We start from the raw sequence: 14106 nt of genomic DNA, 5'->3' as shown, positions 1-14106 counted from the left end.
CACCTCCAGACGCGCGTCCGCCGTACCCGCCGTACGGCCCGCGCATCCGCACGCCGGCCGCCGCACCGGCCGGACCGCGCCGCCGCACCGGTCGTGCGGAACCTGCCGCACGCCCGAGCCCCCGTTCCCCGAGGACACCTCCCCTGATGCCTGCGCACGAGAACGTCCAGCAGCCCGCCGAGACGCCCGTCACCACCTCCGAGGACCTGCGCGCCTGGCTGGCGGCGGCCGTCGCCGAGGCCGCGGGGCTCGACCCACTGGCCGTCGACCCGGACCGCCCGGTCGCCGAATTCGGTCTGGGATCACGCCAGTTGGTGACCCTGGCCGCCGGCCTCGCCGAGCGCACCGGCCGTCCCGTGGATCCGTCCCTGGTCTTCAACCACCCCACGATCACCGAACTCGCCGAGGCGATCCACGGTGAACGGCCCACGGACACGGCCGGCCCGGCGACCGGCGCCGCACCGCCACGGGACGACGACGCCGTCGCGATCATCTCCATGGCCTGCCGCTACCCCGGCGGCGCCGACGACCCCGAAGGGCTGTGGCGGCTGCTCGGCGCGGGCGAGGACGCCGTGCGCGAAGTGCCACCGGGCCGCTGGGACACCCAGGGGCTGCTCGACCCCGACCCGGAGGCGGCCGGCACGGCGTACACCCTGCGCGGTGGCTTCCTCGACGGCATCGACCGTTTCGACGCCCCGTTCTTCGGCATCTCGCCGCGCGAGGCGGCGGCCATGGACCCCCAGCAGCGACTGCTGCTGCAGACCTCGTGGGAGACGCTGGAGCGGGCGGGCATCGTCCCGCAGACCCTGCACGGCAGCGCGACCGGCGTCTACATCGGGCTCTACGACAGCGGATACCTCGCCTCCGCCCCGCTCGGCCGGCTCGACGGTCACGTCGGCACCGGAACGGCACCCAGCGTCGCCTCCGGGCGCATCGCCTACACCCTCGGCCTGCACGGCCCGGCGGTCACCGTGGACACCGCCTGCTCCTCCTCCCTCGTCGCCCTGCACCTGGCGGCGCGGGCGCTGACGAGCGGAGAGTGCGACCTCGCGCTCGCGGGCGGCGCGACCCTGCTGGTGACCCCGCGCGGGCACGTGGAGTTCAGCCGGCTGCGCGGACTGTCGCCGTCCGGGACGTGCCGGCCCTTCTCGGCGGACGCCGACGGCGTGGTGTGGGCCGAGGGCTGCGGCGTGGTGCTGCTGAAGCGGCTGGCGGACGCGCGCCGGGACGGCGACCGCGTGCTCGCCGTCGTCAAGGGCTCGGCCATCAACCAGGACGGCCGCAGCCAGGGCCTGAGCGCCCCCAACGGGCCGGCCCAGGAGCGGGTGCTGCGCGCCGCCCTGGACGCCGCCGGCCTGTGTCCGGGCGACCTGGACCACGTCGAGGCGCACGGCACGGGCACCCCGCTCGGCGACCCCATCGAGGGCCGGGCGCTGGCCGCCGTCTTCGGACCGGAACGCCCGGCCGGCCGCCCCCTGGGCGTGGGCTCCCTGAAGTCGAACATCGGCCACACCCAGGCCGCGGCGGGCATCGGTGGCGTGATCAAGACGGTGCTGGCCCTCCAGCACGAGCTGATACCGGCGTCCCTGCACGCCGAGACGCCCACCGAGCACGTCGACTGGGCCGCCGGCGGCCTCCGCCTGCACCACGAGGCCCAGCCGTGGCCGCGCGACGAGGACCGGGTACGGCGGGCCGGGGTCAGCGCCTTCGGAATCAGCGGCACCAACGCCCACGTGGTGCTGGAGGAGGCACCGCAGGACCTCCTCCGGCCCGCCACGCAGGGGGAGCCGACGGGCCCCGCCCTCTTCCCGCTGTCCGCCCGCACCCTCCCCGCACTCCGGCAGCAGGCCCGGCGCCTGGCGGAACTCCTCGCCGCCCGGCCCGAGGTGCCGCTGGCCGCCGTGGCCGCGACACTGGCCCACCACCGCACCCACTTCGAGCACCGCGCCGTCGTACGGGCCGACGACCGCGACGGCCTGCTGACCGCGCTGTGCGCACTGGCCGACGGACGGCCCGGGACCGAAGGGGGGATCGTCGGCCCGGGCCGGACCTCGCAGGCCGGCAAGGTGGCCTTCGTCTTTCCCGGCCAGGGCGCCCAGTGGGAGGGCATGGCCCGCGACCTGCTCGTGACCGACCCGGTGTTCGCCGACGAACTCGACCGCTGCGACGCCGCGCTGCGGCCGTTCACCCAGTGGTCGGCGGCGGCCGTCCTGCGCGGTGACGCGGGCGCCCCGTCCCTGGACCGGGTGGACGTCGTCCAGCCGGTCCTGTTCGCGGTGATGGTGTCCCTGGCCGCCGTGTGGCGGGCCCGCGGGGTACGGCCGGACGCGGTGCTCGGACACAGCCAGGGGGAGGTCGCCGCGGCCTGCGTCGCCGGGGCACTCAGCCTCAACGACGCCGCCGCGGTGGTCGCCCTGCGCAGCCAGGCCCTGACCGGGCTGGCCGGCACCGGCGCCATGGCCGTCGTCGCCCTGCCGCACGCCGAGGTCGGCAAGCGCCTCGAAGGGCTCGGCGGCCGGGTCTCGGTCGCCGCCGTGAACAGCGGCCGCTCGACCGTGATCGCCGGTGAGGTGGAGCCGCTCGAAACCCTGCTCGCCGACCTGGAACGCGAGCAGGTGTTCGTCCGCCGCCTAGACGTCGACTACGCCTCCCACAGCGCACAGGTCGAGCCCGTCCGCGCGACGGTCCTCGACGCACTCGACGGCGTCACCACCTGCCCGGCCCCCATCGCCTGGTACTCGACGGTCACCGGCGAGCCGGTCACCGAGGAACTGACGGCCGGCTACTGGTACACCAACCTCCGCGAACCCGTCCGCTTCGCTCCCACCGTCGAGCGCATGGCAGCCGACGGCTACCGGCACTTCGTCGAACTGAGCCCGCACCCCTCCCTGCTCACCGCCCTGCACACCATCGGCGAAGACGCCGAGGACATGGCCCGGGAAGTGGTCGCCGTCGGCTCGCTCCGCCGCGACGAGGACGGCACCGCCTGCCTGGACCGCGCCGCCGCCGAACTCCACGTGCACGGCCGCGGCGTCGGCTGGCGCCGTCTCGTCCCCGGCACCGCACCCGCGGATCTGCCCACCTACGCCTGGGACGCCCAGCGCCACTGGATCGAACCCGAGTCGGCTGCCGGCACCCCCGGATTCCTCGACCGCGCCGCCCACCCATTGCTCGGCATCCAGCTGCAGTCGGCGGACGAGACCCGCTGGACCTTCCGCAACGAGTGGTCCCGGGCCACCGCCGACTGGCTGCCCGACCACACCGTCTTCGGCCGGACCGTGGTGTCGGGCACCACCCTGATGGAGCTGTGCCGCGCAGCGCTCGCCGTCGCCCGCCCGAACTCCCCCGCCGACGTCACCGACCTGCTTCTGCTCACCCCACTCGCGCTGTCCGACTCCGGCACCGTGGAGGTGTCCGTGGAGGTCGTCACCGCAGGCCCGCTGCCCGAGCTCACCGTGCACAGCCGCCCGCGCGGCCACGCGGAGCCGGGCTGGACCCTGCACGCCACCGCCTCCGCGGCGCAGCCGGTCCCGGTGGCGGACGAACAGCCGCCGGCGTGGCCCGAACCGGCCGAGCCCGCCTGGAGCCCGCAGGACTACGAACGCCTGACCGGGCTCGGCCTCGGCTACGGACCGGCCTTCCGGGGGGTACGGGAGGCTGCGGCGACCGGCGACGGCGCGCTGCTGGCCCGGCTGTCGCTGCCCGCCGTGGCCCGCGACGCGACCGGCCCCTACCCGGTCCACCCGGCGCTGCTCGACGCCGCGCTGCACGTGGCCGCCGCCTTCGGGACCCTCGACGGCCGGGCGCTGCTGCCGGTCGCGGTGGGCCGCTGCGCCCTGCCGCACACCGGCGCCGGCACCGACGAGCTGACCGCGTCCGTGCGGCGGACCGGCGCCACGGACACGGACCTCATGCTGGACATCACGCTCTGGGACACCGACGGTTTCCCGGCCGGCCGGCTGGAGGGCGTACGGCTGCGCGCGGCGAAGGCGGCGGACCTCGCCGCCGGCTCGGCGAACGGCCGCCACCTGTACGAGGTGACCTGGACGGCCCTGACCGGGCCGCAGCCCGCCGGGGGACCGGGCAGCGCCTGGACCGTCGCCGGCGACCGGTCCGAGCCGCAGGTCGCCGCCGCCGTACGCGGTCTCGAGGCGGCGGGCGTCGAGCTGCGCGAGACGGGGGCGGACGTTCGCGTACGGTTCTGGCCGCGCCTCGCACCGGACGCCGAACCGGCGGCCGCGGCCCGGGAGCTGGCGGAGGCGGGCCTGGCGGAGCTGCGGTCGCTGATCACCGGGGAGGAGGCGCCCGCCCGCACCGTCTGGGTGACCCGCGGCGCGGTCGCGGCCGACGACGGTGACACGGTGCCGGGACTGGCCCAGTCGGTGCTGTGGGGTCTGGCCCGCGGCGCCCGCGCCGAGCACCCGGATCTCGGGCTCACCCTGCTCGACCTCGACCCGTATCCCGGCCCCGGCTCCGATCCGTGTCCCGGCCCCGGCTCCGATCCGTGTCCCGGCCCCGGCTCCGATCCGGATCCCGGCCCGGACGCCGACCCCGAGCCCGCCCTCGATCCTGCCCCCGGCCTCCGCCGTGACGGCTCCGACGACCCCGCGGGCGCGCTGCTGGGTGCCCTTGCCCATCCGGACGAGCCCGAAGCCGCCTTCAGGCAGGGCGAGTTGCTGGTCCCGAGGCTGTCGCGCGCCCGCGCGCAGGGCACCGACGCCTCGGCCATACCCACCGACGGCACCGTACTGATCACCGGCGGCCTGGGCGCCGTCGGCCGCCACATCGCCCGTCTCCTCGCCGAGCGCGGCGTCCCGCGCCTGCTGCTGACCTCGCGTCGGGGCGGGGACGACCCGCGCGCCGCGGAGGCAACCGCCGAGCTGGCCGCACTCGGGGCCCGCGCCGAGGTGGCCGCGTGCGACGTCGCGGACGCGGCGGCCCTGGCCGAGGTGCTCGCAACCGTCGGCGAGGAGCTGCCGCTGCGGGGGGTCGTGCACTGCGCCGGCGTCCTGGACGACGGGGTGGTCACCGAGTTGACGCCCGAACGCCTCGCGAGGGTGCTGCGGCCCAAGGCCGACGGAGCCGCCCATCTGCACCGGCTGACGGCGGGCATGGAGCTCGGGCTCTTCCTGCTGGTCTCCTCGGCCGCCGGCGTCGCGGGCAACGCGGGCCAGGCCAACTACGCGGCCGCCAACGTCTTCCTCGACCAACTCGCCCAGCACCGGCGGGCCGCCGGCCTGCCCGCCGTGTCGGTCTCCTTCGGCGCCTGGGCAGGCGAGGGTCTGGCCGCCGCGCACGCCGACCTGGAGCGCATGGCCCGCCTCGGCCACCGCGCCCTCACCCCCGACCAGGGCCGCGACCTGGTCGAACTCGCCCTGCGCCGGGGTGCCCCGCACCTGGTCGCCTGGGCCCTGGACCTGCCCCGCCTGCGCGAGAGCACGGCGGCCGCGGGCGGCACCGCGGCCGCGCTGTGGCGCTCGCTGCTGCCCGCTCCCCGCACCGCCGCGGACGGCGGCGACCGCCTGGCGGACCGACTGGCCCGGCTGCCCGAGGCCGAGCGCGCCGAACGCGTCCTGACCCTGGTCCGCGAAGAGGCCGCCCGCGCCCTCGGCCTGCGCTCGGCCGAGTCCGTCGGCGCCGGCCGGCCGCTGCGCGAACTCGGCATGGACTCGGTCACCGCGGTCGAACTGCGCAACCGTCTCGGCGCCCGCCTCGGCACCCGGCTGCCCGCGACCCTGCTGTTCGACCACCCCACCCCGGACCGGCTCGCGACGCACCTGCTGACCACCGCGCTCGCCACGGACGGCCGCCCGGACCGGCGTACCGACCAGCGTCCCGCCCGCACGGGCGCCGTCCCGTCCGACGAGCCGGTGGCCGTCGTGGCCACGGCGTGCCGGCTGCCGGGCGGCGTGAGCGGTCCGGAGGAGCTGTGGCGGCTGGTGGCCGAGGGCCGTGACGCGGTCGGCCCGTTCCCCGAGGGACGCTGGGACGTGGAGTCGCTGTACGACCCCGACCCGGACGCGCCGGGCAAGTCCTACGCGCGCGAAGGCGGCTTCCTGGACGGCATCGAGTCCTTCGACGCGCAGTTCTTCGGCATCACCCCGAAGGAGGCCGCGGCCATGGACCCGCAGCAGCGGCTGCTCCTGGAGACCGCGTGGGAGGCCCTGGAACGCGCCGGAATCGTGCCCGCCCGGCTGGCCGGGAGTACCACCGGCGTGTACGTCGGCATGTTCGCCAGCGACTACCTGGCGGGCTCCCGGCTCGACCAGCTCGACGGCTACGTCGGCACGGGCTCGGCGCTCAGCGTCGCCTCCGGCCGGCTCGCCTACGCGCTGGGACTGCACGGTCCGGCGCTGACGGTGGACACCGCGTGCTCCTCCTCGCTGGTGTCGGTGCACCTGGCGGCCCAGGCGCTGAGGTCGGGAGAGTGCGACCTGGCGCTCGCCGGCGGGGTGACGCTCATGGTGACGCCGCAGACCTTCGTCGAGTTCAGCCGGCTGCGCGGGCTGTCGGCGACCGGCCGCTGCCGCTCCTTCTCAGACGACGCCGACGGCGCCATCTGGGCCGAGGGCGCCGGCATGGTCGTACTGAAGCGGCTGAGCGACGCGCGGCGCGACGGCGACCAGGTGCTCGCGCTGCTGCGCGGCACGGCCGTCAACCAGGACGGCCGCAGCCAGGGGCTGTCCGCGCCCAACGGCCCGGCCCAGGAGCGGGTGATCCGGCGGGCGCTGGAGCTGTCCGGCCTGGAACCCGCCGACATCGACTACGTGGAGGCGCACGGCACCGGCACGACGCTGGGCGACCCGATCGAGGCGAACGCCCTGTCCCAGGTCTTCGGCGACTCACGCCCCCAGGGCCGTCCGCTGTACCTGGGGTCGCTCAAGTCCAACCTCGGTCACACCCAGGCCGCTTCGGGCGTGGCCGGGCTGATCAAGGTGGTGGAGTCACTGCGCCACCGGACGCTGCCGGCCACCCTGCACGCCGGCACGCCCAGCCGGCACGTCGACTGGGACGGCAGCGGACTCGAGCTGCTGCACGAGTCGGTGGAGTGGCCGTCGACGGGGGAGCGGACCCGGCGGGCCGGGATCAGCGCCTTCGGGATCAGCGGAACCAACGCCCACGTGATCGTCGAGGAGGCCCCGCGCGAGGGCACCGGCACCGGTGCGACGGAGGCCGAACCCTCCTCCGGCAAGCGGCTGTTCGTCGTTTCCGGCCGGAGCGAGGAAGCCCTGCGCGGGCAGGCCGCCCGGCTGGCCCGCCGCCTGACCGAGGACGTCGCGCTGCCCGACGTCGCCCACGGCCTGGCCCACCACCGCAGCCACTTCGAGTGGCGGGCCGCGTTCTTGGCGGACGACCGCGACGAACTCAGGTCCGCGCTGCAGGCCCTGGGGAACGGGCGGGCCACGGTCGTGCCGCCGCGCCAGGAGGAGTCCGGCAAGGTCGCCTTCGTCTTCGCCGGTCACGGCGGTCAATGGGCCGGCATGGGAATGGAGCTGATGTCCGGCTCGGACGCGTTCCGCCAGGAGCTGACCCGGATCGACGAGGCGGTGCGCCGGCAGGCCGGCTGGTCGGTGCTCAACGTGCTGCGGGCGCCGGAGGAGTTCTCCCCGCTGGAGAGGACCGAGTACCTGCAGCCGGTGCTCTTCGCCGTCAACGCGGCGCTGGCCGCCGCCTGGCGGCCGCTCGGCATCACCCCGGACGCCGTCGCCGGACACAGCCTGGGCGAGATCGCCGCCGCCTACAGCGCCGGTGCCCTCACCCTGGACGACGCCGTGGCCGTCGTGACCGCCCGCGCCCAGGCCGTCGTCCCCCTGGCCGGCCGGGGCGGCATGGTGTCCGTGGAACTGCCGCGCGCACAGGTGGAGGAGCTGCTCGCGCCGTACGCGGGCCGGCTGTTCGTCGCGGCCGTCAACAGCGCCGCCGCCACGGCCGTCTCCGGCGAGGCCGACGCCCTGGCCGAGCTGCGCGGACATCTGGAGGATCGCGGGATCGCGGTACGGCGGCTGTCGACGCCGTTCGCCTCCCACACCCCTCTCATGGAGCCGCTGCGCGCCGAACTGCTGGAGCGTCTCGACGGCGTCCGCGGCACCGGGGCGGCCACCTCGCTGTATTCGACGGTGCTGGCCGAACCGGTGCCCGGCGACCTGCTGGACGCCGGCTACTGGTACGCCAACCTCAGCCGGCCCGTCCGGTTCGCGGACACGATCCGGCGCATGCTGGACGACGGCTACCGCTACTTCGTCGAGCTCAGCCCGCACCCGTCGCTGCTCTCCTCCATCGAGGCGGTCGCCGCCGAGGCCGGGACCGACGCGGTGGGCATCGGATCGCTGCGCCGGCAGCAGGACGGCCCCGGCGTACTGCTGTGCAGGCTCGGCGAGTTGTACGCCGCCGGGCACACGCCCGACTGGACGGCGCTGTTCCCGCGGGGCCGCCGCGTCGACCTGCCCACCTACGCCTTCGCCCGCGAGCGCCACTGGCTCGCGCCCGCCCCGGCCGCCGCGGCCGGCTCCTCGCCGCTGCTCGGCACGCACGTCGAGTCCAGCGACGAGCCCGGCCGGCACACCTTCCAGAGCGAGATCGACCTCCGCGACGGCCGGTTCGCCCACCTGACCGACCACCGCGTGGGCGGTGAGGTGTGGCTGCCCGGCGCCGCCTTCCTCGACCTGGCCCTGGAGGCCGCGTCAGCGGCACAGGACGGCGGTGAAGTGCGCCTGGCCGACGTGCGGTTCGTGCAACCGCTGCGGCTGGAACCGGACCGGCCGGTACGGCTGCAACTGGTGCTGCGGCCCGCCGACGGGGGCCTTTGGGACTTCACCGTCGCCTCGGCGCCCGCCCGTGAACGGGGTGCGCGCTGGCAGCGGCACGTCGCCGGACGCGTCGCGGTGAGCGGCGGTGCACCGGAATCCGAGGCGTCCCTCGCCGCGCTGCGCGAGCGGTGCGCGGAGGCGGTCGACCTGCCGCCCGTGTACGCCGCGCTGGCCGCCCTCGGCATCGAGTACGGTCCCGCGTTCCGCCAACTGGCGGAGGGCCGCCGTACGCACGACGCGGCTCTCGGCCGGCTCGCCGCGAAACCCGCGGCCGGCCACCTCCTGCATCCCGCGGTCCTCGACGCGGCCCTCCACACGGCAGCCCTGCCCGGCGACGCGCCCGAGGGCCGGGCGTTCGTGCCCGCCGGGGTCGGACGGCTGCGGTTCACCGGGCGGCGCACCACGCCCGCGTGGGCCGGCTGCCGGCTGCGCTCCGTGCGCGGGGACACCGTCACCTTCGACCTCGCCCTCTGGGACGAGGACGAACAACTCCTGCTGGAAGCGGAGGAGTTCGAGCTGGCGGCGCTCTCGCCCCTGGACGGCGCGCTCTTCGAGACCCGGTGGCAGTCGCGGCCGGCCGCACAGGAGCCGCCCACCTCGGGCAGCTGGCTGATCCTCGCCGACGACAGCGGGGTCTCCGCGGCACTCGGCGAGCGGCTGCACGGAGCCTCGGTGCCGCACGTCCTCGCGCGCAGGGGCGGCGACTTCGCCGCCGAGGGACCCGGCCGGTACGTCCTCGATCCCGCCGATCCGGGACACCTGGCCCGGCTGCTGGCCGAGGCGTTCCCGGACGGACCGCCCGAGCGCGTGGTCCAGTTGTCCGCCCTGGACGCCCCGCCCCTCGCGGACGCCGCCACGGCCGAGGAGGCGGCCCGGCTGTGCTGCCTGAGCACCCTGCACCTGGTGCGCGCCCTCGCCGACCGGCCCAGGGGCCGGGCACCGCGCCTGTTCACGGTGGTCCGCGGCAGCCAGGCCGCCGCGGACAGCACCCGGGTCGCCCACCCCGAGCAGGCGCTCGCCTGGGGCTTCGGGCTCGCCGTGGCGCAGGAGTACCCGGAGCTGGCGGCCACGCTGATCGACCTGCCGCCCACCGGCGGTGCGGACGAGCTGTGGACCCAGCTGCGGCACGCGGACGACGAACGGCTCGTCGCACTGCGCGCAGGGGACCGGCTGGTGCCGCGCCTGGCCCGCACCCGCCCCGACGACGGCGGCAACGAAGAGATCACCGCCGACGGCGTGCACCTGATCACCGGCGGGCTGGGCGGCCTGGGCCGGGTGGTCGCCGAGCGGCTGGTCCGCCGGGGCGCCCGCCGGCTGGCGCTGCTGAGCCGCGGCACGCCCGACGCGGACGCCGCGCGCTGGATCCGGGGCCTCGAAGAACGCGGTGTCCTCGTGCACCTCGCCCGCGCCGACGTCGCCGACCGCACTTCCCTCGCGGCCGCCCTGGACACCGTGCGACGCGAGGCCGGGGCGATCGCCACCGTCGTGCACGCCGCCGGCGTGCTCGACGACGCGACCGTCGCCAACCTGACCGGCGAACGCCTCCTGCGGGTGCTCGCCCCCAAGGTGCTGGGCACCGCCCTGCTCACCGAACTGGTCCCGGAGGCACGGTCGCTGATCCTGTTCGCCTCGGCGGCCGGACTCCTCGGCTCGGCCGGGCAGAGCCCGTACTGCGCGGCGAACGCCTTCCTCGACGCCTGGGCGCACCACCTCGCCCGCACCGGCCGGCGGGCGCTCAGCCTCGACTGGGGCGCCTGGTCCGGTGTCGGCATGGTCGCCGAGTCCGGCACCCGGGCGGCCGAGACCGGCCGGTCCGGCCTGCTGGCCTTCACCCCCCAGGAGGGCGGCGAGCTGTTCGAGCGGGTGCTGGCCAGCTCGCGCCGCCAGCTCGCGCCCCTCGCCCTGGACTGGGAGATGCTCTCGCTCGTCCCCGACGCCGCCCGCACCCGCCCGGTCCTGGCCGACCTGGTCACCGCACCCGCGGGCGCGGCCGTCCCGGACGACCTGGTCCGGAAGGTGTTCGCGGCCACGGCCGGCGAGGACCGCGCCACCTGGCTCGAGGCCTACGTACGGGCCCGGGTCGGCGAGGTCTCCGGGGGAGCGGTGGACGCCACCGCCACCACCGCCCTGAAGGAACTCGGCCTGGACTCCCTGATGCTGGTACGGCTGCGCAACGCCTTCGCCCGTGATCTGGGCGTCGAACTGCCCGCCGCCGACGTGTTCGCGGCCTCCGACATCCGGGGCCTCGCCCGGGCCCTGGGCGCGGCCCTGCCCGAGCGCGCGACGGCGCAGCCGCAGGACGATGCCGGCACCGAGGTGCCCGACACCGAGCTGCTGCCCGCGACCCGCGACGTCGTACGGCTGCTGCGCAGCGCCCGGCCGGACATGCCGGACGCGGCGCACGGCATCGGCCTGGCCGTACGGATCACCACTCCGACGACCCACCGGACGCTCACCGGCATCCTCGACCGGCTCGTGGCCCGGCACGCCGCCCTGCGCACCGCGATTGCCGTCGGCGGCGACGGCGGGTGGCATCTGCGCGTGGACCGCGAGCTCGCCGGGCCGGTGCTGCGCCTGACGGCGGCCACGGGCGAGGTGGACGCCGCCGAGCGGCTGCGCACACTGCTGGAGCCGCCCTTCGACCTGGCCGAGCCGCCGCTGTGGCGCTTCGAGCTGGTGGACGCGGGCCAGCGGGGCCAGATCCTGGTCTTCGGCGCCCACCACGCCGTCAGCGACCTGCAGTCGCTGCTGCTCGTCGCCGGGGAGATCGACGCCGAGCTGTCCGGCACCGAGCTGGACACCGCCGCGACCAACCGCGACGTGGCCCTCCTCGTCCAGGCCCAGCAGGGCGGCGAGGGCGCGGGCGCCGAGTGGCACGAGGCCTTCCACGGCAGTGAGCGGCTCGACCTGGAACTCTCCCGGCCCCGCCCCGCGGCCCGTTCCTACCGCGCGGGCAGTGTGACGGTGACGATCCCCGACGGGCTGACCGAGCGGGTCGCGGCGGCCGCGAGCCGGCTCGCGATCACCCCGGCCGCGTTCTGCCTCGGCACGCTGACCGTGCTGCTGGCCCGCGAGCGGGAGCGGGAGCGGTTCGTGCTCGCGGTGCCCGTGGACACCCGCATCCACACCGACGCCTACGACGCTGTGGGCTTCTTCGGTGTACCGGTGCCGTTCCCGGCCGAGGCCCGCGCGGGCGAGCCGGTGGGGGAGGTGCTGCGCCGCACCGACGAGCGCCTGCAGCGGGTGCTGGCCAAGGGCGCCATGTTCTCCGACGTCCTGGCCACCCTGGCCCGGCAGGGGCTGCACCGGCCGGGCGCACCGCTGGTGGAGGTCTACTTCAACTACGTGCGCTCCTCGCGCCGCCTCACCGGCCTGGAGGTGCTGCCGGCCGGCACCGGTTACTCGGACCTCGACCTGATGATCACCATGACCCCGGACGCGGCACGCGTGCGCCTCGACCACAACCTGGACATCCTGGACGCGGCGACGACCGCCGAACTCGGGGAGGAGTTCCTGCGGCTGCTCGGCGAGACGGCCCAGGACCCGACCGTGCTGGTACGGGAGGAGGCCCGGACGGCGACGGCCGCCGCGTCCGCCGTTCCGGCCGCCGTTCCCGATGATTCGCCGGCCGCGCCCGCCGATTCGGCCGCCGCGCCCGTGCCGCGCCGTTCCCTCGCCCTCGCCGCCACCTTCGCCCTCGGCAACCTGCCGCTGATGTGCGAGGCGGCCGTCGGCGAGGGCGGCAGCCAGGACGCCGGGCAGGACGGCCGGGAAGGCGGCCGGGAAGAACGATGGACGGTGGCCGAGGCGCCGTACCACCAGGTGCTCGCGAGCCTCAAGGACCCCGCCGGCGTCTTCGCCGACCCGGCGATGGCGGTCGGCGTGGTACTGCTGCGGGCGGCGGACCTGGAGCGCTTCGGGCCGGTGGACGATGCGCTCCTCGCGGAACTGCGCACCGCCTACCCCGCCGCGCTCAAGGCCCTGTCGGAACGCACCCGCACGCCGCTGGTGGTCGGCTTCCTGCCCACCGCCCGCGCCGGGGACCGGCTCGTGCGGTGGGAACGCGAGGTGGCCGCCACGCTCGCCGAGCTGCCCGGCGTCGCGGTCCTCGGCCCCGGCGAGTGGACCCGGCACCACCCCGTCGCCGAGCGCTTCGACGAGCGGACCGAACGGCTGGCCCATCTCCCCTTCACCCCGCCCTTCCAGGCGGCGGTGGCCCTGCGCCTGGCCGAGGTGGTACGGGCGGCGCTGCGCCCCGCGCCGAAGGTGATCGCGGTCGACGGCGACGAGACCCTGTGGGGCGGAGTCGCCGGTGAGTCGGGGCCCGAGGCCGTCGACCTCACCGGACCGCGCGCGCTGCTCGCCCGCAGGCTGCTGCGGTGGCGGGCGGCGGGCGCTCTGCTGGCCCTGGTCAGCAACAACGACGAGGCGACCGTCCGCGCCGTCCTGGACCGCCCCGACAGCCTGCTGAAGGCCGAGCACTTCAGCGTGCTGTCCGCCGCCTGGGGCCCGAAGCCGGACCGTCTGGCCGAGGCGGCCCGCACCCTCGGCCTCGGCCTGGACAGCTTCCTCTACCTGGACGACAACCCGGCCGAGATCGCCAGGATGCGCTCGGCGCTGCCCCGGGTGCTGTCGGTGACCTGTCCCCCGGCGGCCGAACTGGAGGAGTTCCTGGACCGGTTGTGGCCGCTGGTTCCGCCGGCCGCGACCGCCGAGGACACGCTGCGGGCCCGGTTCTACGCACAGGAGCGGGAGCGCGACGCGGTACGCGAACAGGCCGGGTTCGAGGAGTTCCTCGCCGGCCTGCAGCTGGAGGTCGGCATCCGGGCCCTGGCCCCGGGCGACGTCCCGCGGGCCGAGCAACTCGTGCGCCGCACCAACCAGTTCACCCTGCGCGCTCGCTCGGCCGACGGTGGCGACGTCGCGCGGTGGCGGGAGCGGGGCGAGGTGTGGACGGCCGCGGCGCGCGACCGGTTCGGCGACTACGGCCAGATCGGCCTCCTCGCCCTGCGTGCCGACGGGGGTCAACTCGACGTACTGGCCTGGCTGATGAGCTGCCGGGCGCTCGGCCGGGGTGTCGAGGAACGCCTGCTGGGATGGCTGGCCGGCCGCGCCGAGGAGCTGGGCTGCGCCAAGGTCCGGCTGACGGCGGAGCGCACCGAGCGCAACGTGCCGGCCCGGCGGCTGATCGCCGCGCTCGGCGGCGGCGACCAGGACGACGCGCACCTGGAGGCCGTGACCACGCCGGACCAGCTGCGGGCCTTCCGCTCCTGGGAGCAGCGGTGAGGACTTTCGGGGC

Annotated in this window: 1 protein-coding gene; it reads left to right on the top strand. The window is 76.3% G+C overall.

What is annotated here, in order from left to right:
- Window positions 1-146: 146 nt before the first annotated feature.
- A complete protein-coding gene (locus ACH4UM_RS18055; protein WP_398179702.1) occupies window positions 147-14093 on the top strand; it encodes an SDR family NAD(P)-dependent oxidoreductase in 13947 nt (4648 codons plus the stop codon).
- The last annotated feature ends 13 nt before the right edge of the window (window positions 14094-14106 follow it).

It is taken from the genome of Streptomyces sp. NPDC020801 (assembly GCF_044334385.1).
Lineage (GTDB): Bacteria > Actinomycetota > Actinomycetes > Streptomycetales > Streptomycetaceae > Streptomyces.
This window is presented reverse-complemented; position numbering and strand designations above follow the sequence as displayed.